This is a genomic window from Cupriavidus sp. OV096 (genome assembly GCF_900115455.1).
Lineage (GTDB): Bacteria > Pseudomonadota > Gammaproteobacteria > Burkholderiales > Burkholderiaceae > Cupriavidus.
The window spans coordinates 608669-630282 of sequence record NZ_FOWM01000004.1 but is presented as its reverse complement, the minus strand read 5'-3'; the positions used below and the strand labels follow the sequence as shown (position 1 = coordinate 630282).

17 protein-coding genes are annotated in these 21614 nt (G+C 68.1%); 9 read left to right on the top strand and 8 right to left on the bottom strand.

What is annotated here, in order from left to right:
• Positions 1 to 173: 173 nt before the first annotated feature.
• On the bottom strand, positions 174 to 941 hold the full coding sequence (eutC, locus tag BM115_RS12990) for an ethanolamine ammonia-lyase subunit EutC (protein ID WP_092294401.1): 768 nt from the start codon (positions 939 to 941) through the stop codon (positions 174 to 176).
• 18 nt (positions 942 to 959) lie between these two features.
• Positions 960 to 2342, bottom strand: coding sequence for an ethanolamine ammonia-lyase subunit EutB (locus BM115_RS12985; protein WP_092294319.1), 1383 nt, complete (start codon positions 2340 to 2342; stop codon positions 960 to 962).
• Positions 2343 to 2501: 159 nt separating this feature from the next.
• On the opposite strand from BM115_RS12985, the gene BM115_RS12980 reads away from it, so the two are divergent.
• The gene (locus tag BM115_RS12980; protein WP_092294317.1) at positions 2502 to 3593 is read left to right on the top strand and encodes an AI-2E family transporter; all 1092 of its coding nucleotides are present in this window, start codon (positions 2502 to 2504) and stop codon (positions 3591 to 3593) included.
• An 85-nt stretch (positions 3594 to 3678) separates the two neighbouring features.
• Here the strand turns inward: BM115_RS12980 and BM115_RS12975 are convergent, their stop codons facing one another.
• The 3 genes from BM115_RS12975 to BM115_RS12965 are packed head-to-tail and all read right to left on the bottom strand — an operon-like array spanning position 3679 to position 7746.
• Positions 3679 to 4824, bottom strand: coding sequence for a CaiB/BaiF CoA transferase family protein (locus BM115_RS12975; RefSeq protein WP_092294315.1), 1146 nt, complete (start codon positions 4822 to 4824; stop codon positions 3679 to 3681).
• 45 nt (positions 4825 to 4869) lie between these two features.
• Positions 4870 to 5877, bottom strand: coding sequence for a Bug family tripartite tricarboxylate transporter substrate binding protein (locus BM115_RS12970; RefSeq protein WP_092294313.1), 1008 nt, complete (start codon positions 5875 to 5877; stop codon positions 4870 to 4872).
• A 60-nt stretch (positions 5878 to 5937) separates the two neighbouring features.
• Positions 5938 to 7746 (bottom strand): acyl-CoA dehydrogenase family protein, encoded by a 1809-nt coding sequence (locus BM115_RS12965; protein ID WP_092294311.1) that lies wholly within the window; start codon positions 7744 to 7746, stop codon positions 5938 to 5940.
• 92 nt (positions 7747 to 7838) lie between these two features.
• On the opposite strand from BM115_RS12965, the gene BM115_RS12960 reads away from it, so the two are divergent.
• The 4 genes from BM115_RS12960 (at position 7839) to BM115_RS12945 (ending at position 11662) form a co-directional block, all read left to right on the top strand.
• On the top strand, positions 7839 to 8732 hold the full coding sequence (locus tag BM115_RS12960; protein ID WP_092294309.1) for a LysR family transcriptional regulator: 894 nt from the start codon (positions 7839 to 7841) through the stop codon (positions 8730 to 8732).
• A gap of 361 nt (positions 8733 to 9093) precedes the next feature.
• A complete protein-coding gene (locus BM115_RS12955; RefSeq protein WP_092294307.1) occupies positions 9094 to 9396 on the top strand; it encodes a FeoA family protein in 303 nt (100 codons plus the stop codon).
• Positions 9397 to 9433: 37 nt separating this feature from the next.
• Positions 9434 to 11299: a ferrous iron transport protein B gene (gene feoB, locus BM115_RS12950; RefSeq protein WP_092294305.1), complete on the top strand. Its 1866-nt coding sequence runs from the start codon at positions 9434 to 9436 to the stop codon at positions 11297 to 11299.
• A 42-nt stretch (positions 11300 to 11341) separates the two neighbouring features.
• A complete protein-coding gene (locus tag BM115_RS12945) occupies positions 11342 to 11662 on the top strand; it encodes a DUF6587 family protein (RefSeq protein ID WP_092294303.1) in 321 nt (106 codons plus the stop codon).
• Positions 11663 to 11880: 218 nt separating this feature from the next.
• Here BM115_RS12945 and BM115_RS12940 read toward each other — a convergent pair whose 3' ends face one another.
• Positions 11881 to 13287, bottom strand: a complete 1407-nt coding sequence (locus tag BM115_RS12940) for a hypothetical protein (protein ID WP_092294301.1) — start codon at positions 13285 to 13287, stop codon at positions 11881 to 11883.
• 459 nt (positions 13288 to 13746) lie between these two features.
• On the opposite strand from BM115_RS12940, the gene leuA reads away from it, so the two are divergent.
• Together leuA and BM115_RS12925 are read left to right on the top strand one after the other, a co-directional pair.
• Positions 13747 to 15441: a 2-isopropylmalate synthase gene (leuA, locus tag BM115_RS12930; protein ID WP_092294297.1), complete on the top strand. Its 1695-nt coding sequence runs from the start codon at positions 13747 to 13749 to the stop codon at positions 15439 to 15441.
• 322 nt (positions 15442 to 15763) lie between these two features.
• A complete protein-coding gene (locus tag BM115_RS12925) occupies positions 15764 to 16408 on the top strand; it encodes an OmpW/AlkL family protein (protein ID WP_092294399.1) in 645 nt (214 codons plus the stop codon).
• Between the two features lie 47 nt (positions 16409 to 16455).
• On the opposite strand, the gene BM115_RS12920 is transcribed toward BM115_RS12925, so the two are convergent.
• Positions 16456 to 17946: an AMP nucleosidase gene (locus BM115_RS12920; protein WP_092294397.1), complete on the bottom strand. Its 1491-nt coding sequence runs from the start codon at positions 17944 to 17946 to the stop codon at positions 16456 to 16458.
• 223 nt (positions 17947 to 18169) lie between these two features.
• Between BM115_RS12920 and BM115_RS12915 the strand changes: the two genes are divergently transcribed.
• Positions 18170 to 18559 carry a GNAT family N-acetyltransferase gene (locus tag BM115_RS12915; protein ID WP_092294295.1) on the top strand — a complete coding sequence of 130 codons (390 nt, stop codon included), beginning with the start codon at positions 18170 to 18172 and terminating at the stop codon, positions 18557 to 18559.
• A 41-nt stretch (positions 18560 to 18600) separates the two neighbouring features.
• Here BM115_RS12915 and BM115_RS12910 read toward each other — a convergent pair whose 3' ends face one another.
• A complete protein-coding gene (locus tag BM115_RS12910) occupies positions 18601 to 19326 on the bottom strand; it encodes an NADPH-dependent F420 reductase (protein ID WP_092294293.1) in 726 nt (241 codons plus the stop codon).
• A gap of 151 nt (positions 19327 to 19477) precedes the next feature.
• Between BM115_RS12910 and BM115_RS12905 the strand changes: the two genes are divergently transcribed.
• Complete coding sequence (locus tag BM115_RS12905; RefSeq protein WP_092294291.1) at positions 19478 to 21565, top strand: ParB/Srx family N-terminal domain-containing protein; 2088 nt, start codon at positions 19478 to 19480, stop codon at positions 21563 to 21565.
• The last annotated feature ends 49 nt before the right edge of the window (positions 21566 to 21614 follow it).

Genomic DNA, 21614 nt, shown 5'->3' with positions numbered 1-21614 from the left:
AAGTACTGCTGCTGCCCGCTCAACGTTGCGCCGAGCGCGTCGAAACCCTCTGCCATCAGTCATCGCTCCGTAGCCGCCGCAGTGTCTGGCACTGCACATGCGGCATACTAAAAGCGACGAGCGAACCACTACAATCGTAAAACCCTGAAATACGCCGGCAGGGCGTTTTCCCGCTAGCCCGGCAGCCCGACGGGGTCGCCCCCCTCACTATCGTCCTTCAACTCCACCCCCGACCTTCCCAGCGCCACCGCGCCGCGCATCAAAAACACCAGCCTGTCCGCCGCTGTCGCGTATGGCAATCCCTCCGGCCTGACATTCGAGATGCAGTTCCGCTGCGCGTCGGTCCGTCCGGGCTTCGGATCGTAGGTCAGATAAATCCCAAGACTATCCGGCGAACTGAGGCCGGGCCGTTCGCCGATCAGCATCACGATCTGGCGGGCGCCTAGGAGATCGCCGATTTCGTCGCCGAGGGCCACGCGGGACTGGCGGGCTACCACGACCGGGCCGATGTGCCAGTCGGCCAGCCGCGCCAGCACGGCGCGCAGCAGTGGCACGGCGTGGCGTTGGGCGGCCAGCGCGGAGAGGCCGTCGGCGATCACGAACACGGCGTCGGGGGTCTGGGCGGGCCGCTCGTTGGCCAGCGCATCGTGGCTTTCGGCGTCCAGCCGGCGGCCGAGGTCGGGGCGGCGCAGGTATTGGTCGCGGTCCGGTGCCGCGCTGTGGACGTGCTGCGGGGCAAGTCCCGCCTCCTGCAAGGCCATGTCGATGGCCGTGACGTCGAGCGGCAGGTGCACCGCGTCACGCGCCTGCGCGTGGGCGAGGCCGAAGGCGAGCACATCCCCGGTCTTCTGCGCGTGGCCGGTGCGGCCCAGCGCCACGCGCGCCCGGGTGTACTGGCGCAACTGGGTCCAGGGATCGATGTCGGCGGGCGGCTTGGGCATGATCGGCTCCATCGTGCGTTACAGCGTGCGCGCCAGGTCCAGCAGGGGCGCGCGCGCGGCCGGCTCCAGCACCCGGCCGGCATCGTCGAGGATGCCCATCCGTTGCAGCCACGCTTCGAACTCGGGCGCGGGGCGCAGGCCGAGCACCTCGCGCAGGTACAGCGCATCGTGGAACGACGTGCTCTGGTAGTTGAGCATGATGTCGTCCGCGCCCGGCACGCCCATGATGAAGTTGATGCCGGCCACGCCGAACAGCGTCAGCAGCGTGTCCATGTCGTCCTGGTCGGCCTCGGCGTGGTTGGTGTAGCAGACGTCGCAGCCCATCGGCACGCCCAGCAGCTTCCCGCAAAAATGGTCTTCGAGCCCGGCGCGGATGATCTGCTTCCCGTCGTACAGGTACTCGGGGCCGATGAAGCCGACCACGGTATTCACCAGCAGCGGCTCGAACGCACGCGCCACGGCGTAGGCGCGCGCCTCCATGGTCTGCTGGTCCACGCCATGGTGCGCGTTGGCGGACAGCGCGCTGCCCTGGCCGGTCTCGAAGTACATGACGTTGTCCCCCACCGTGCCGCGCTGCAGCGCCAGCGCCGCCTGCCGGGCTTCGTCGAGCAGGGCCAGCGAGATGCCGAACGCCTCGTTGGCGCGCTGGCTGCCGGCCACGGACTGGAACACGAGGTCCACCGGCGCGCCCAGTTCCATCGCCCGCAGTGTGTTGGTGACGTGGGTCAGCACGCAGGACTGAGTCGGCACGTCGTAGCGCGTGCGCGCATCGTCGATCAGCCGTAGCAGCTTGACGATGGCGGCGAGGTTATCGCCAGCCGGGTTCACGCCGATGGTGGCGTCCCCGCAGCCGTAGAGCAGGCCGTCGATGATGGACGCGGCGATGCCGCGCGGGTCGTCGGTGGGATGATTGGGCTGCAGGCGCACGGCCAGCCTGCCTGGCAGGCCGATGGTGCTGCGCAGCCGCGTGACCACGCGGCACTTGCGCGCCACGGCGATCAAATCCTGATTGCGCATGAGCTTGCTGACCGCCGCCGCCATCTCGGGCGTGATGCCGGGCGCCACGCGGCGCAGCGTGGCCTCGCCGGTCTCGTGGCGCAGCAGCCAGTCCCGGAAACCGCCCACGGTCAGCGCGCCGATCTCGGCGAAGGCGGCGGCATCGTGGCGATCGACGATCAACCGCGTGACCTCGTCGTCCTCATAGGGAATCAGCGCTTCGGAGAGGAAGTGTCCGAGCGGCACATCCGCCAGCGCCATGCGCGCGGCCATGCGCTCCTCCTCGTCCCCGGCGGCGATGCCGGCCAGCGCGTCGCCCGAGCGCGCCGGGCTGGCCCGGGCCAGCAGCGTGCGCAAGTCGGCAAAGACATGCCGGCGCGTGCCGACGGTATGGGTGAAGGGCATGGCGTCAGATCTCCGGGAGGAAAGCGTGCGCTGCGTGACTTCAATATACGCGAGCTGGCACGCAAGTTTCACGCCCGATGTGACTTGCTATTGGCGCGCCGCGCGCCGACAATCGATGCGCCCAACCCTTCAACCCAACGCGAACGCGACAGCCGAGACATGCCGCAGGTGGAACAAGACCGCACGCCAGGCCGCCCCCAGACCGGAGACGGCACGCCCAACCCCGATCCGCTCCACCCCGTCCGGCGCCTGACGCCGGGCAGCTGGTTCAGTGTCACGGCGGCGTCATATGCGCTGACCGCCGGCGCGCTCCTGCTGGTGATGCAGGCCAACCTCGTGGCGGCCCTGCTGTCCGGGCTGCTGCTGTATTCGCTGGTCGAAGTGCTGGCCCCGCGCCTCACACGGCATTCCCGGCGGGACGCGCTGGCCGTGCTGATCCTGTCCGCGATCATCCTCTTCGCCCTGAGCGGCGGCATCTGGGCGCTCGTGCGCTTTATCAGCGGCGACGGCAACACGCTCGAACGGCTGATGGACCACGCCGCCGACATCATCGACCGCTCCCGCAACCAGATGCCGCCCTGGGTGAGCGACTCCCTGCCGCGCGGCGTGGAAGAACTCGCCACCACGCTGATCACCACCCTGCGCGAGCACGCCCAGATGGCGCAGCGGCTCGGCGCGGACATCCTGCGCACGCTGCTGCATATCCTGATCGGCTTCGTGATCGGGGCGATGGTAGCGCTGTACCGCGCCATCTCGCGCCCCAATCGCCGTCCGTTGGCCAGCGCACTGATCGCCCGTGCGAGCACGCTGCAAGTGGCCTTCTCGCAGTTCATCTTCGCGCAGGTGCAGATCTCGCTGATCAACACCATCCTGACGGCGATCTACCTGCTGGTGGTGATGCCGTTGTTCGGCCAGCACCTGCCGCTCTCGAAGACGCTGGTGGCCATCACGTTCATCGCGGGGCTGCTGCCGGTGCTCGGCAACCTGATCTCGAACACGGCGATCTTCGTGGCGTCGCTGTCGGTGTCCCTGCCGATTGCCGTGGTGTCGCTGGTATACCTCGTGGTGATCCACAAGCTCGAGTACTTCCTGAACGCGCGCATCATCGGCGCGCGTATACAGGCGGCCGCGTGGGAGCTGCTGACGGTGATGCTGGTGATGGAGACGCTCTACGGTATACCCGGCGTGATTGCGGGACCGATCTTCTATGCCTACGTGAAGCGCGAGCTGTCCACGGCGGCGCTGGTGTAGGCGATTGTTAACTCGTTGAATGCATTGGCATTCAATGCGCAGCAACGGGTACGCTCCCGTTGCCGCGCGATGAGATTGCGACGGATCAGCCCTCGTTCGCGGCCTCGCGCGGCAGGAACTGGTTGCCCTCCGCCAAGGGCGCGTAGCGGTACGTGGCCGGCGTGCGGCTCAGCTTGACCGGCGCGCCGAGGCCCTTGTAGCCGCCGGGCATCTCCACCACCATCTCGCGGTGCGCGGTGTGCGGATGCTGGAGGGCGTCCGGCACCGACAGCACCGGCGCGCACGGCACCCCGGCCGCCGCCAGGGCATCGGCCAGCGCCTTGCCATCATGCGTGCCCATGCGCGCTTCGAGTTCCACTTTCAGCGAATCGCGATTGACCGAGCGCGCGCCGGCGGTGGCGTAGCGTTCGTCATCGGCCAGCGCGGGCACGCCGAGGTGCTCGCACAGGATACGGAACTGGCGATCGTTGCCCACGGCCAGGAAGATCGGGTCCGTGGCCGTGGCCACCGTGTCGTACGGATAGATATTGGGATGGGCGTTACCGGTGCGTGTCGGTGTCTTGCCACTCATGAACCAGTTGGCCGCGTGCGGATGCAGCAGCGAGAGCCCCGAGTCGTACAGCGCCGCCTCGACGAACTGGCCGCGCCCGCTGCGCGCGCGCTCCTGCAGCGCCAGCAGCACGCCCAGCGCCGCGTTCAGGCCGGTGACCATGTCCACCACGGGCAGGCCGGCGCGCAGCGGGTCACCATCGGCCTCGCCATTGATGCTCATGATGCCGGCCATGGCCTGGATCGCCGCGTCGTAGCCGGGCAGGCCGCCCAGCGGGCCATCGGCGCCAAACCCGGACACCCGGCAGTGCACCAGGCGCGGAAAGCGCTGCGACAGCACGTCGTAGCCCAGCCCCCATTTCTCGAGCGTGCCGGTCTTGAAGTTCTCGACCATCACATCGGCCTCGGCCAGCAGCGACAGCAGCACCTCGCGGTCCGCATCGGCGGTGAGGTCCAGCCGCATCACCCGCTTGTTGCGGTTCAGGCCGAAGTAGTACGACGCCACGCCGTCGCGGAACGGCGGGCCCCAGGTGCGCGTGTCGTCGCCCTGCGGTGGCTCGATCTTGAGCACGTCGGCGCCGTGGTCGCCCAGGATCTGGCCGCAGAACGGCCCGCCCAGGATGCGCGACAAATCAACCACGCGGATGCCGGCCAGCGCGCCGGGAGTGGGGGGCGTCGTCATGATGGTGTCTACCTCGCTATCGTTTTTTTGGATGGCTTGCGCGCGTCAGTCGAGCTGCGCACCCGACTTTTGTACCACGGCGCGCCACTTGGTGACTTCCGACTTCACAAAGCCGCCGAGCTGCTCGGGCGAGGTGGACGGCGCGAACTCCAGCCCCTGCGCCACCAGCGTCTGACGGACTTCGGGCTGCTTGAGCGCCTCGGCGAAGGCGCCGTTGAGCTTGCGGATCACCTCCGGCGGCGTGCCGGCGGGCGCCACCACGCCGAAGAACACGGACACGTCGAAGCCGGGCACGCCCTGCTCGGCCACGGTCGGCACGTCAGGCAGCGCTTGCGAGCGGCCGCGCGTGGTCACGCCCAGCGCGCGCACCTTGCCGCTCTTGATGAATGGCAGCGCGGTCAGCACGTCGGTGAACGTCATGCTGACCTGCCCGCCGAGCAGGTCATTGAGCGCCGGGCCGGTGCCCTTGTACGGAATGTGCTGGAAGTCGGTGCCGGCGAGGTTGTTGAACAGCACGCCGGCCAGATGCGACGACGCGCCGTTGCCCGACGACGCATAGGTCAGCTTGCCCGGATGCGCCTTGCCGTAGGCAATCAGCTCCTGTACGTTCTTCGCCGGCACGTTGGCGTTCACCACCAGCACGTTCGGCAGATGGCCGATCTGGATCACCGGCGCGAAGCTCTTCACCGGGTCGTAGTTGATCTTCCGATACAGGCTCACGTTGATGGCCAGCGGCGCCGAGGTGCCGAACATCAGCGTGTAGCCGTCCGGCTCGGCGCGCGCCACCGCCTCCGCGCCGATATTGCCGCCGGCGCCGGCGCGGTTCTCCACCACCACGGGCTGGCCCAGGCTGCTCTTGAGCGCGGCGGCCAGTGTGCGGGCCATCGCATCGGTGGGGCCGCCCGGCGGGTAGGTCACCACCATCATGATCGGCTTGGTCGGAAAGTCCTTCTGGGCGAAGGCGGGCGCGGCGGCAAGGCCGAGCGTGGCGGCGGCGAGCGCGGTGAAGGCCGCCAGGGCCGCGCGGCGGTGCCAATGAAGCTTGGGGGGCATGGTTTGTCTCCGGGTGAGGCTTTTTTGTCTATTTGGAACGCAGGAACACGTCAAAACAGGTCAAAACACGTTGATCTCGTCGAGTTGGCCGGCGGGGCGCAGCGCGCCGTCCTCGGGCGGCGCGACAGTCTCGGCCAGCCATGCCGGCTCGGCGCCGCCGGCCAGCGGGTCCTGCGGCAGCACGCGGTACACCAGCACCAGTTGCGCCAGCCGCATGCGACGGACCGAGCCGATGCGGCCCGCTTCCCACGCCATCGCCACGGCGCTGGTCACGTGGTACAGCGCGGAGGCGGCCTGGCGGGCCAGCTCATCGCCTTCGGCACCGGCCTCGGCGGCGCGTGCAGCCAGCGCGGCGGCGTTGGCGATGGCCTGCGCGAAGGTGGCCCGAGCCGTGGCATGCATCGGCGTATCGGCCAGCAGGCCAGCCAGATACGTCTGGAGCACGGGCAGCGAGCCCTCGCGGCGGATGGCGCGCAGCACATCCAGCGCGACGATATTGCTCGTACCCTCCCAGATCGACCCCAGGTGCGCATCGCGCACGAGGCGCGGGTCGCTCCATTCCTCGATATAGCCGCAGCCGCCGCGGATCTCCATGGCGTCGCCGGTGACCTTGCGTGCGTCACGGCAGGCGCGGAACTTGATCAGCGGCGTCAGCACGCGCATCAGCGGGTAGGCATCGGCCTCGCCCGCGTCGGCGCGGCGCAGCGCCTCGGCGGTCTGGAACACCATCGTGCGGGCCTGCTCGGTGGGCAGCGTGAGCTTGAGCAGCTGCCGACGCATCAGCGGCATGTCCACCAGCCGCTTGCCGAACGCGCGCCGTTCCCGGGCGATGAACTGCCCCTCGGTCAGCGCGCGGCGCATCAGCCCGGCCGCCCGCACGCCGTTGGAGAGCCGCGAGTTGTTGATCATGTCCGCCATCTGCACGAAGCCCCGGCCCGGCTCGCCCACCAGCCACGCGTGCGCGCCTTCGAGCCGGATCTCGCCGCTGGCCATCGAGCGCGTGCCGAGCTTGTCCTTGAGACGGATGATCCGATAGTGGTTGGCGCTGCCATCGGCCAGCGTGCGCGGCAGCAGGAACAGCGAGACACCCTTGATGCCCGGCGTGGCCGTGCCGTCCGGCTCCTCCATGCGGGCCAGCACCATGGCCAGGGCGGCGTCCGGGTTGGAGCAGAACCACTTGTCGCCTACCAGCCGCCAGCCGCCTTCCACGCTGTCGTCCCGAATCGCGCGCGTGGCGGTGGCCGCCACGTCGGAGCCGGCGCCCTGCTCGGTCATGAACATCGCGCCCTGGTACAGGTCGTCGAAGACCTGCGTGGTCAGGTTGGGCAGATAGCGTTCCACCAGCGCCGGGTCGCCGAACTTGCGCAGCGTGCGGGTCAGCGAGTCCGTCATCGACAGCGGGCAGCACAGCCCGAACTCGGCCTGGACGAACAGATAAGTCAGTGCGTACTTCGCCGCAGGCGGCATGGGCTTGTCCCAGCCGAGCACGCCGCCGCGATGGGAGGCCGCGGCGAGGCCGAATTCGGCGAACGCCACTTTCTCCAGTTCTATATAGGCAGGATCCTTGTGGATGGCCTGCGCGTCGAGGCCGGTGCGAGTGCGATGGGAGAGCGTGGGTGGTGCATGATCCGCCACATTGGCGAGGGTATCGAGCACGCCACCCGCCAGCGCGCCCATGCGCTCAAGATGCGGCAGCAGGTGATTGAACAGGTCGGCCGGCAGGTAGAGCGGCAGCAGCGCGCGCAGGTCCGGGTCGGCCGTGAACAGGCTCGTGCCGTGCCGGTCCGGTACCGGATGGGCGATATCTTGAGACGAATCTCGCGAATCGGTCAAAGAAGCGGACGGAATCCGGGCGGCGCTGGTCGGCATGGCTGTCTCCTTGTTTGGGATCCATTATTCGAACGCCAACGATTCGTGTCTAATTCTAAAATTGGCTTGATCCATACAAAATTTATATCGCCATGGAATTCCGTCATCTGCGCTATTTCCTCGTGCTGGCCGAGGAACTGCACTTCGGCCGCGCCGCGCGGCGGCTGTCGATCTCCCAGCCTCCGCTTTCGCTCAACATCCAGCAACTGGAGGCATCGGTGGGGGCGCGGCTGTTCGAGCGCGACAGCCGCGGCGTGCGGCTGACGGCGGCGGGGCGCGCGTTCAAGGAGTCGGCCACGGCGCTGCTGGCGCAGGCCGAGTCGGCGCGCCAGCTGGCCCGGGAGATCGAGGCGGGCGCGGTGGGCCGGCTGCGCGTCGGCTTTGTCGGCTCGATGCTGTACCGGGGCCTGCCCCAGCGCCTGCACGAGTTCCAGCACCGCTACCCCGGCATCCAGGTGGCGTTGACGGAACTCAACTCGCAGGAGCAGATCGACGCCCTGCTACACGGCGAACTCGACGCGGGCTTCATCCACACCAGCCGGGTGCCCGATGAACTGGCCACCGAGCTGGCCCATCGCGAGCCCTTTGTCTGCTGCATGCCGGCAGGCCACCCGCTGGCCCCACGGGCCGAGGTGGCGCTGACCGACCTGCGCGGCGAGCCCTTCGTGCTGTTTTCGCGCAAGGCGTCGCCCGACTATTACAACCGGATCTTCGAGATGTGCGCCGCGCAGGGCTTCTATCCGCAGGTGCGGCACGAGATGCGGCACTGGCTGTCCGTGGTGTCGCTGGTGTCGCAGGGGATGGGCGTGGCTGTGGTGCCGGCGGCACTTGCACGCTCGGGCATGGCGGGGGCGACCTTCCGGCCGCTGGCCGATGCCACGGTGCCGTCCGAGGTCTATTGCGTGTGGAAGCGGGCGCCTGATCATCCGGCGCGCGACCACTTCGTCGACACCATCCGGCTGGCCGCCGCGCAGGCCGGCGTTTAGAATCCGGTGCGCAATGTGCGCCAAAGAAAAAGCCACCGGTCCAAGGACCAGTGGCTCTGAAGTACGCGTGGAACGGGGTGTTCAGCGTGTCTGGAGCATAGCGCCCCCCTCCCGGCGGACCAATACCACAAATGCGGTATTCGATGGAATGCCGGCGCCCGGGCCCCAGATTAGTGCGGATACTGGCGTAATCCCTAGCCCGCGCGCGGACGTGGAGAAAACGCCCCCGCGTACGAAAACGGACGGCTTCTGCCGCGATCCGGTATGGCTTCGGCGCCGAAGCCGCACGAATGCTATACAATCGAGAACGATTTTTATTTACCTTCGCGGGGCGGCGATCCTGCCTGCGCACTGGAAACCTATGCGGTTGTCTGAACTGCCCCGGCGCACGGCCGCCGTTGTGAAATCGGTGGACGATGCCACCGCGAACGATCCCATCTCGCGCCGCCTGCGCGATCTCGGTTTTGTGCCGGGCGAAGCGGTGCAGATCATCGCGTTCGGCCCCTTCGGCAAAGACCCGCTGGTGGCGCAGGTCGGCTTCACGCGCTTTGCGCTGCGCCGCGCCGAAGCGGCCCGCATCACCGTGGAAGTGGTAAGCGCCACCGTTTCCAGCATCGCCCCGGCTACCCAGCCCGACGCCTCCGCCGCCCAGCGCATCGCCTGAGGGCGTTGCCACAGGCCGATCAGGACCCCCTGCCAACATGTCCGTCGCACAACCTCCATCCGCCCTGCGCATTGCGCTGGTGGGCAATCCCAATTGCGGCAAGACCGCACTGTTCAACCGCCTGACCGGCAGCCGCCAGAAGGTGGCCAACTACGCCGGCGTGACCGTCGAGCGCAAGGAAGGCCAGTTCGTCTCGCCAGCCGGCCGCAGCGTGCGCATCCTGGACCTGCCGGGCGCGTACAGCCTGCACGCGGCCAGCCTGGACGAGGCGATCACGCGCGAGGTCTGCATGGGCCAGCGCCCCGGCGAGCCGCGTCCGGACCTCATCGTCTCGGTGGTCGATGCCACCAACCTGCGCCTGCACCTGCGCTTCGTGCTGGAACTGCGCCGGCTGGGCGTGCCGATGGTGGTGGTGCTCAATATGAGCGATGCCGCGGCAAAACGCGGCATCCTGATCGACCGCGACGCGCTGTCGCAGGCGCTCGGCGTACCCGTGGTGCAGACCGTGGCGGTCAAGCGCGATGGCGCCGCGGCGCTGATCGACCTGCTCGACGGCGTGCTGCCGCCAGCCCCGCCGGTGCCGCCGCAGTCCGTTGAGGCGATGTCCGAGCTGGACACGCACGCCGAGGTCAAGCGCCTGCTGGACACCGCCGTGACCATGCCGACGCGCACCGCAAGGCTCGATGACGCGCTCGACCGCGTGATCCTGCACCCGGTGTTCGGCCTGGTCATCCTGGCCGTGCTGCTGTTCTTCATGTTCCAGGCCGTGTTCTCGTGGGCCGAGCCGCTCATGGACGGCATCGAAGGCGCCGTGCACCTGGCCGGCGAGGTCGTGGGCGGCTGGCTGCCCGCTGGCCTGTTGCACAGCCTGATCGTCGATGGGCTGATCGCCGGCCTGGGCAGCGTGATCGTGTTCCTGCCGCAGATCCTGATCCTGTTCCTCTTCATTCTCACGCTGGAGGAGTCGGGCTACCTGCCGCGCGCCGCCTTCCTGCTGGACCGCCTGATGATGGGCGCGGGGCTCTCGGGGCGCTCGTTCATCCCGCTGCTGTCGAGCTTCGCCTGCGCGATTCCAGGGATCATGGCCACGCGGACCATCCAGGACCCGCGCGACCGGCTGACCACCATTCTGGTGGCGCCGCTGATGACCTGCTCGGCGCGGCTGCCGGTGTATGCGCTGCTGATCGGCGCGTTCATCCCCGAACGCACCGTGGCCGGCCTGTTCAACCTGCAGGGCCTGGTGCTGTTCGCGCTGTACGTGGCCGGCATCGTCAGCGCCCTGGTGGTGGCCTATGTGCTCAAGTTCTTCCGCCGTGACCGTACCGACCATCCGCTGCTGATGGAACTGCCGTCGTACCGGATTCCGAATCCGCGCGACATCGCCATCGGCCTGTGGGAGCGTGCCCGGATCTTCCTGTCGCGCGTGGGCAAGGTGATCCTGACGCTGACCGTGCTGCTGTGGTTCCTGGCCACGTTCCCGTCGCCGCCGGAAGGCGCCACGCTGCCGGCCATCGACTACAGCTTCGCCGGCATGCTCGGCCGGGCGCTGCAACATGTATTCGCGCCGATCGGCTTCAACTGGCAGATCTGTATCGCACTGGTGCCGGGTCTGGCCGCACGCGAAGTGGCGGTTGGCGCACTCGCCACGGTCTATGCGCTCTCGGGCAGCGACGACGCGGTGGCCGTGCAACTGGCGCCGATGATTGCCGCGCAGTGGTCGCTGGCCACGGCGCTGTCCCTGCTGGCGTGGTACGTGTTTGCGCCGCAGTGCATTTCCACGCTGGCGGTGATCCGGCGCGAGACCAACTCCTGGGCGGTGATGGCGGCTTCGGCGGCCTACCTGACGGGGCTGGCCTACCTCGCGTCGTTCATCACGTATCGTGCGGCGCTGGCATTTGGTTGAGACGAGGTTGAAACTGGCGACACCGACTTGGGTCCAACGGCCATGACGCTCTATCACGCCTTCGAAATCCTGGTGGTCGCGCTGATCGTGGCGGCTTGCGCGGTCCACGTGACGGGCCGCTACATGCCGCGCACGCGGGAACGCGTGAAGGCGTCCCTGGCCGTGCGCCTGGGTGGCGCCGGCGCCACCGGCTGGCGCGCATGGCTGGCGCGGCGTCTGGCGCCGCAGGCCGCCGCCGGTTGCGCCTCCGGGTGCGAGACGAATAGCGGCTGCGGCACGTGCGGGTCGAATACGTCCCCTGCGGCCTCGGCCTCGGCCCCGCCGGAGAACGAGCAGATCATCCGGTTCGTGCGCAAATCCTGACGGCGCAGAGCCCATCCCGACAAAGAACGGCGGTCCTTGCGACCGCCGTTTTTGCATTCTGACCCCGGATCGCTGCACGCAGAAACGGGTACGCTCGTCCCGCCAGACCCGTCCGACGCCCGCAGAAACGGGTACGCCCGCCGCCGTCCTGCATCCGCAACGGGCAAAGAAAAAACCCGCCGCGCGGGAAGCGCGGCGGGTTCCATCGTCCAGCCGATTTACTGCACCACGCCGGCCAGCGTGATCGACACAGGCATTGCCTCGGGTCCGGCCGTGCAGCGCGCGGTCACCGTGAACGGCCCGTTGGCGAGCGGCGTGATCGATGCCGAGTTCGGCGCGATCACCACCTGGTTCAGGATGATGTTGCTGCTGGCAGTAGACCACGCCCAGCTGCCAAAGCACGGCGAGATGCCTTCGTCGATGCCGCGATGGAGCAGATGCACCGCGATCGTCGCCCCGATACCCGGCGGCACCACCAGCGGCTGCGGACCGTTGTAGACCAGCGCCCAGGTCGGCTGCTCGGTGACGAGCAGGTTGGCGCGCGGCGTCGCGGTTAGCGACAGGCTGCTGGCGAACTCGGCGAGCACGCTTTGCAGCGGTGACGCGCCATTCGGCCGGCTTGTACTGACCGTGGTCAGGCGCGTGGCGCCATCCGGCAGCACGGCTAGCGACGGCGAGGTCGTGGTGAAGGTCCAAAGGCCGTTGAAGTCCGGTGTGACATCGCTCTCGTCATTACGCACCACCTTCGACGCATAGACCTGCGGATAGCCGTTCAGCACGTTCAGCGCATTGATCTGGGCGCCGTTCTGCGACAGCACCAGCCGGAAGCTCGCCACGCCCGTCTTGACCACCGACACCAGGAACGCGCCTGTCAGCACGGAGTTGTCTGGCGCCGTGACCGAGACCGAGACCACCGACTGGGCCACCGTGTCGGACGCATTCACGCCGCGCAGCATGCCTAAGTTGATCGCGCCGGTGACCTGCACGGCCGCCGTGCTGCTGCTCCAGTTCCAGCCGCTGCCGGCCGTGGAGCGGTCCGCGCCATCACTGTCGATCAGGGACGCCGTGACGGGCAGCACCTGGCCGTCAGTCATCGACAACACCGGATAAGGCAGCGCAAGGCTGTAGGTACGCGTGCCGGGCGCCACCACCGTGATGACGGCCGAGACCTGCGGCAACGCCGTGGTGGCGTTGCTGGCGCCGGTGACGGTGGCCAGCAGGCTGATCGTGGCGGTGCCGGTACCGACGCCGGTCACCACGCCGCTGCCCGGCACCGTGCCATTGCCCACGGCCGCTACGGAACTGTTCGAAGAGGTCCAGACGAAGCTGGTGTTGCCGGTGACGTCGTTGCCGTTGTTGTCCACCACTGACGCAGTCAGCGAAATCGAGCTGCCGACGGAGACCTGGCCGGAGGTCTGGCTCATCACCACGGTGTACGACTTGGCAGCCGTCGCGCCATTGCCGCCGTTGCCGCCGTTGCCGCCGTTGCCACCGCTCCCGCCATTGCCGGCGCTGCCCGTCGGCGAGGTACCTCCCCCGCTGGACCCGCCGCCGCCGCCGCAGGCTGCCATCAGCGCCACGGTCGCCGCGCAGGCGAGCCAGGATATCCATCGACGTGTCGTCATGGTTTGTCCCCTTCTGTTGTAATGTCCCGTTCCCGTGCTACGAGACTAGGCGCGATCCGCCAGGCGATGTACTGGCCAGAGGACTGAGCGCCACCCCACATATCGGGATGAGGTCATCCCCGGTCTACGGCAAGCGGTTGACGCCAAGTGCGGATTTCGACTACGCTGGCGGCTTAACCCTTTCGCGCACGATGCACGCCTCCGCCCTCCTCCTCCGCCACGCCGTTGATGCCCCGCGCATCGATGCCGCCGTGCGCGCGTGCGTGGCGCGGGCTGGCCGGCTGTCGCGCGGCGGCCTGGCCGCATCCCCCTCCTCGCTACTACTAGACCTAACGACCGGTTGCCGGGCCTAGCGCCCCGTGGCAGTTCGGCAGCCGTCTATCGCCACCGTTTTCCCGTTTTTTCCCCGAATTTTTGATTTTTGCCTGTCGCATCTTCCCGCGAGGAAGGAGAACACCCATGTTGCGCAATCCCGCCGCCAAGTACCGCCCCGCCACCACCGTCAACCTGCCTGACCGCACCTGGCCGTCGCGCCAGATCACGCGCGCCCCGCGCTGGATGAGCACCGACCTGCGCGACGGCAACCAGGCCCTGATCGAGCCGATGAACCCCGCGCGCAAGCTGCGCTTCTTCGAGCAGTTGGTGAAGGTGGGGCTGAAGGAGATCGAGGTGGCCTTCCCGTCGGCCTCGCAGACCGATTTCGACTTCGTCCGCATGCTGATCGAAGAAGACCGGATTCCCGCCGACGTGAACATCGTGGTGCTGACCCAGTCGCGCGAGGACCTGATCCGGCGCACCGTGGAGTCGGTACGTGGCGCGCGCCAGGCCACCATCCACCTGTACAACCCGATCGCGCCGGCGTGGCGCCGCATCGTCTTCAATGCCTCGCGCGAGGAAATCCGCGAGGTGGCCGTGAGTGGCACGCGCCTGATCCGCGAACTGACCGATGCGATGCCGGAAACGGCCTGGACCTACGAGTATTCGCCCGAGACCTTCAGCCTGGCCGAACTCGATTTCTCGCTTGAGGTTTCCGATGCGGTATCGGCTGTATGGGAGCCGTCCGCCACCCGCCCGATGGTGCTGAACCTGCCGACCACCGTGGAATGCAGCACGCCTAACGTGTTCGCGGACCAGGTGGAATGGATGCATCGCCATCTGGCGCGGCGCGAGCATATCGCGCTGTCCGTCCATCCGCACAATGACCGCGGCACCGCCGTGGCCGCCGCCGAGCTGGCCGTGATGGCCGGCGCGGACCGCGTGGAAGGCTGCCTGTTCGGCAACGGCGAGCGTACCGGCAACGTCGATCTCGTCACGCTGGCGCTGAACCTCTACACCCAGGGCGTGGCCCCGGAACTCGATTTCTCGGATATCGACGAGGTACGCCAGTGCGTGGAGCACTGCAACCAGCTGCCCGTGCATCCGCGCCATCCATACGTCGGCGATCTCGTCTTCACGGCGTTTTCCGGCTCGCACCAGGACGCCATCCGCAAGGGCTTCGCCCAGCAGAAGCCGGACGCGATCTGGGAAGTGCCCTACCTGCCGATCGACCCGGCCGACCTCGGCCGCAGCTACGACGCCGTGATCCGCGTGAACAGCCAGTCCGGCAAGGGCGGCATGGCCTACCTGCTCGAACAGGCGCATGGCATCTTCATGCCGCGCCGCCTGCAGATCGAATTCAGCCGCGCGGTGCAGGCGATGACCGACGAAACGGGCCTGGAAGCGAGCGCCGACGACCTCTACGCGCTGTTCCGCCGTGAGTACCTCGACGTGGACGCGCCGCTGCGCTATGTCTCGCATCGCATGGTGTCGACGAGCGAGGCCAGCGACGCCAGCGTGGAGATCGAGGTGGAACTGGTACGCGATGGCCAGCCGGTGCGGGCGCGCGGCGCGGGCAATGGCCCGATCGACGCCGTGGTCGACGCCTTCGTGCGCGGCCTGGGCCTGCCGGTGCGGGTGATGGACTATCACGAACATGCGCTGACCGCCGGCGCCGATGCGCGTGCGGCCTGCTATGTGGAAGTGCGCGTCGGCGATTCGCCGACGGGCTTCGGCGCGGGCGTGGATGCGAACATCGTCACGGCGTCCCTGCGCGCGGTGGTGTGCGGCGTGAACCGGCACATCGGGCGCGCCACCCAGGAAGCACAGGCGGCCTGAGGCGGATTACGGCGGATTGAGTCCCGCCGCCGTGGAGAAAACCGGTGTGCCCCGCCCCCACGGGGCACACCCGGAAAGACGTCCTTGCGGACGCCCACGACATGCGCGATGCATTCACCACGTGCGCACAGCGTACGGGCCGCATCGCGCGGGCGCCACGAATAAATCCGCATGTAAATAGAAGGGAGCGGGCGCACGCCCGGAATCATCGGCTGTCGCGCGGCCGCCACGCGAGGCCGCGCGGCTTGCGCTGGGTCAAGGTGGGGATGAGAGGCAAAGGCCACACTGGTCGCACAGTTATTCCTCGCCTGTGCATACCAACATGACCAACATCTCTCTCACTCGCAAGACACTCTGCTCCACCCTGGCCGCGCTGGCGGCCTCCGCCGCGTTCGCGGCCCCGGCCATGGCTGCCGAGGAAGCCCAGGGCAACTGGATGGTGCGCATGCGCGGCACCTTCCTCGACATGTCCAACAAGTCCGATCCGGTGGGCGGCGTGGGCGCGTCGGACCGCATCCACGTCAACAACAAGTGGATTCCGGAAGTCGACATCACGTATTTCATCGTGCCGCACATCGCTGCCGAACTGGTGCTGACGATTCCGCAGAAGCAGGACGTCTCGCTCGATGGCCAGAAGATCGGCACGTTCAAGCACCTGCCGCCCAGCCTGCTGCTCCAGTACCACTTCATCCCGAACGGCACGTTCCGGCCGTACATCGGCGCGGGCGTGAACGCGACGCGCGTCTACGGCGCGGACATCGCGGGCAACACGCTGAACCTGGACCGCTGGAGCGTGGGGCCTGCCCTGCAGATCGGCATGGACTACAAGCTCACCAAGAACTGGTTCCTGAACGTGGACGCCAAGAAGGTCTGGATCTCCAGCAACGTGTATGCGGGCGGTGTGAAGGTTTCCACGGTCAAGCTCGACCCGTGGCTGTTCAGCGCCGGCGTGGGTTACCGGTTCTGATGTGTTGATGTCGGACGCCCCGCTCCGCCCGGAGCGGGGGGCAATGCTCAGCGGAAGGCCGGCTCGTCGAAGCTGCGCAACTTCCGCGAGTGGAGTTCTTCCACGCCGTTCTCCCGCAGGATACGGATCGCCTCGAGGCCGATCGTCATATGCTGGCTCACGCGCTGCCGATAGAAGGTATTGGCCATGCCGCGCAGCTTCAACTCCCCATGCAAGGGCTTGTCGGACACGCATAGCAGCGTGCCGTAGGGCACGCGCAGCCGGAAGCCATTGGCGGCGACCGTCGCACTTTCCATGTCGATGGCAATCGCGCGGGACTGGTTAAAGCGCGCATAGAGCGATTTCGACTTCAACTCCCAGTTGCGGTCATCGGTGGACACCACCGTCCCGGTCCGCATGCGCGTCTTCATCTCGTTGCCGGACAGGCCGGTGATGCGGGCGACGGCCTCCTGCAGCGCCACCTGGATCTCGGCGATCGGCGGCACCGGCACCCATGGCGGCAGGTCGTGATCGAGCACGTGGTCGTCCCGCACATAGGCGTGCGCCAGCACGTAGTCGCCAAGCTGCTGCGAGCGGCGCAGGCCGCCGCAGTGACCCACCATCAGCCAGCAATGCGGACGCAGCACGGCGAGGTGATCGGTCATCGTCTTCGCGTTCGACGGCCCGACGCCGATATTGACCAGCGTGACGCCGAGCTTGTCCTCGCGCACAAGGTGGTAGGCCGGCATCTGCGGCAGCGCGCGCGGGCGGGTGGCGTCGTCGGGTTCGCTTTCGCCGAGGTTCTGGGTCACGTCCCCCGGTTCGATGAAGCGCACGTAGCCGTCGCCGCCATCCCCAGACATCAGCGAGCGGCCCAGCGCGACGAACTCATCGACATAACGCTGATAGTTCGTGAACAGGACAAAACGCTGGAAGTGGTGCGGCGCCGTGCCGGTGTAGTGGTAGAGCCGCTGCAGGGCCAGGTCCACGCGCTCCGCCGAGAACAGCGAGAGCGGCCAGGCTTCGCCGGGCGTGGGCTCGTAGGTGCCATTGGCGATGGAGTCGTCGATGCGGCTCAGCTCGGGCAGCACGAACGACGCCTCCAGCTCGCGCGCCTGGGTGTAGCTGATGTCGGTGGTCGAAGCTTCGATGACGAACGGCAGCGGGATCGGCCGGCGCGACAGGCCGACGACCACCGGCACGCGGTGATAGCGCATCAGGCGCTCGATCTGGTCGCGGTAGTAGTCGCACAGCAGGTCCGGTCGCGTGACCGTGGTGCCGTACACGCCGGGGTAGGCGACCGTACCCCACGAAGGGCGGCTGTCGGTCACCATGGTTTCGAGGTTGACCGAGATGCCGAGGTACGGGTAGCACGCGTGCGCCGCCGATGGGAGGGGCTTGCCCTGCGCGAAGGCGTCGAAGCGCGCGCGCACGGCGGCGACCGAGCCGTCGTAGATCTCGCGAATGCGCGCCAGCGCGCTGTCCGCGTCAGAGAACTCGGCCAACTGATCGGCCGGATGGGCGGAAGAGAAGATCGAGGCGTTCATGGCGACCATCATACCGCGCGGCATCGCGCCGTGGCGGCAATCGATGGCGTTGCGTGGGAATACGAACGCTTGTGCGCTTTGCACCGTGCATTGTTTGACGCATCCATATCCGCTTCGCTACACTCTGTCGCCATTCGCGCCGCACATCGCAGCTTCGTGGCGCAAACGCCGCTGCGCTCCCCACTTTGGTTGGGGGTGTGGCACGCGACATGGTATCTGGCAGGAGGAGCCGTCGATGGAAATCCGTAACCCGTTGCCCGCAGAGATCGAGGCGGCCAGGCGTCTGTTGGCCGCCAACGGTTGGGAGCAACAGGTCGGCAATGCGGAACGCTTCGCGCAACTGATCGCCAATTCCCAACGCGTAGCCGTGGCCGTGGAGAAGGGCGAGGTGATCGGCTTCGCCCGCGCCCTCTGCGACGACATCGCCAACGGCTACATCTCGATGGTGGCCGTGGCGCCGCAGCATCGCCGGCGCGGCATCGGCCGGGCGCTGGTGCGCCAGGTCATGGGCAACGATCCCGACATCGTCTGGGTGTTGCGCGCGGCACGCTCCTCGGAAGCCGCCTTCTTCGGCCAACTCGGCTTTGCGCCGTCGATGGTCGCCATGGAGTGGCGGCGGCGCTGATTTTCCGGCGCTGTTACTCCGCCGCTGTTACTCCACCACTGTTACTCCGCCATCGCGCGCCGGAAAGCGTCCGCCGAGCCCATCTGGCGGAACAGCTTGCCACCCGGCGCGAAGCGGTCCGCCGTCGACAGGCCGCCTACCACCACCGGTTCGAACCCCACCTCACGCACCAGTTGCGCGGCCACGGCTAGCGCAGCCGCGTCGTCGCCAGCCATCGGCACCGCCATCAGCGCGCCCTGGCGATGGCTCTCGCGGGCAAACTCCGCCGCGCCCGTGAAGTTGAACACGCGCACGATCCGCGCGCCGGCCAGGTACTTGGCCGTGGTGGCGCCGATGCCGTTGGCTTTCACCTCCTCCACGATCGCCCCGTCGCGCGGCGAGACCGCATTGGTGGCATCGAGCACGATCTTGCCCTGCCATTTGTTCTGCTGGCCCACCTCGGGCACGGCGCCGTAGGGCACGGCCAGTAGCAGCACATCGGCAAAGGCCAGCGCCTGCGCCACCGTGCCGGCCTGTGCCAGCGGGCCGAGCGAATCGGTCAGGCTCTTCAGGGACTCCGGGTGACGCGAGGAGAACATCACGGGGTGCCCAGCCTTCACGAACAGGCCGCCCACGGTGCCGCCGATGCGCCCCGAGCCGATCACGCCGATCTTCGATTTGGCTGGCGTCTGCGCCATGGCCGGCAGCGCGCCCGCCACGACCACAAGCCCCATCGCCCCCAGCACCCTGCGCCGGCCCCGGTGCATGTGTGTCGATTCGTGCCCCATGGCCTCGCTCCAGCAGTTCCGATCTAGCCACTCTAGGCGAAATCCACGCCACCGGCGCTGTCATGGGAGTGTCATCGCCGCTGCCTAGACTGACGCGCGACCACGTGCCGTCTTCGGCACTTATCGATTACAACAACGAACAGGGGAAATCATGGGAAAGAGGACCAGGCAGGCAGCCTTTGCCGCGCTGATCTCGGCCACGCTCGCGCTCGGCGCCTGCGGCGGCGACGATGACAACGGCAGCGCCGCGAATGGCGGTACCGGTGGCAATGGTGGCAACGGCGGCAATGGCGGCACCACGCAGCCGGCATCGGTGCAGCCGCTGTCGGGCGGATCGCTGTACGTCGGCGCGGTCAGCTTTGGCGACACGGTATCCGTCGAACTCGACAAACCCGCCGCCGGCCAGCTCACCCTGCGCTTCCTCGATTCCCGCTTCGGCCTGGCCGGGGCACTGGTGGGCCAGTACGTGCTGGAAGACGGCACCTACCGCGTGACCGGCCTCGCCGCCAGCGGCACCGACGTACCGGCAGCACTGGCTGCCGCCGCCGCCGCCATCACCTTCCGCTTCACGCTCGATGACGGCGTGCTCTCCGGCGCGCTGGGCCAGGTGCCCAACGTCAAGGCCGGCAACGGCGCCCTGCTCCAGGGCTATATCTCGGCCGGCAACCGTGGCGCGCAGCTGGCCGACATCGCCGGCACCTACAGCTACCTGCGCCAGGCCGGCGACGCCGCCAGCGCGGGCCAGCTCAATATCGGCGCGGATGGCAACGTGCGCGTCTGCGCCGGGCTGGGCTACAGCGCCGACTGCGCCGGCGGCCAGTCGGGCAAGCTGGCGGCCGATGCCGACCAGTCGCGCTATCCGGGCGCCTTCGCGCTGACGCTGGGCGGCAGCACGGTCGGCCGCCTGTTCGTAGGCCGCCAGCAGGGCCAGGTGGCGCTCTTCGTCGACGAAACCGGCGCCAGCGCCACGGCGCCCACCGGTAGCTGGGTCGTGCGCACGGCCACGGCCGTCGCCGCCAATGGCATCGATGGCGACTGGGTCTGCGCCGAGCCGGAACTCGACGACAAGAACGCCGCCACGGGCCGTACGCGCCGCAACATCGTCTCGGTGGCGGGCACCACGCTCGCCGCGGACAACATCCCCGTGGACGTGACGCTGGCCTACAACCGCGCCGGCGGGGCCGCCGCCAACGGGCTGGTCTCGGGCACGTGGCAGGCCACCGTGGCCGGCCAGGCGCAATCGCTCGGCCTGACCTGGCTGCCGGTGAGCAAGAACCTCGCGTACCAGCTCCGGCAGGTGCCGGGCAGCACGCGACAGCTTCCCGCCGTGTGCGCCCCGATGGCCGCGCCGACGCCGGTCTCGACCTACCTGACGGCCACTGCAGGGCAGAACATCCTCGTCACGCTGGCCGATCTGCGCCCCACCCAGCCGGCCATCGGCCGCGACCAGATCTACTACAAGCTCGGCCGCTACGCCGCGGACCCGATCAAGAAGTTCGACGACGCCTGCGAGACCAACGGCCAGAACAAGACCAGCACCTGGGATGCAGCCACGTCCCGCCTCAGCGACCTCGCCTCCTTCAGCTGCACCAAGGCGGTCGGCAACAAGCCGGCCGACATGAAGACGCTGGTGGTGGGGCCTTACGGCGAGCCGTTCCTGACCGATGGACACCACTCGTTCACGTCGATCTGGGACGCCGACACCGGCGGCGCGCAGTCGAAGATGTGGATCCGCGTGCAGGACAACCTGTCCACGCTGAACCGCGCCACGTTCTTCCGCACGCTGCGCGAGCGCAAGCTGATCTGGTCGAAGGACGGCGCCAACCAGCCGACCTACCCGGCTGACCTGCCGCGCGCGCTGGGCCTGAAGAACGGCCTCGGCAACGACCCGTACCGCGCGCTGGTCTACTTCACGCGCGACATCGGCTACAGCCAGCCGACCGATGCCACCGAGTTCACGGAGTTCTATTGGGGCGATTGGCTGCGCGGCGTGGTGGACCTGAAGACGGTCAACCTGGACGACACCGCGAGCTACCTCGACGCCGTGCACCGCGCCTCGGCCGCCATGGTGGCGCTGGCGCCGGACGCCGTGGTCAGCAACGGCAAGACCGCCGCGCAACTGGGCGGCCTGACCACGCTGAACGAAACCGAGTTCACGGCGCTCTCGCAGCCGGTGGGTTCGACCAAGCCCGGCAAGCTGCCGTACGCAGTGGCCTACCGCCTCGGGCTGAAGCCGTAAGGCAAAAAAAGACGCCCGCTGCAATAGCGGGCGTCTTTTCATAGCAGCG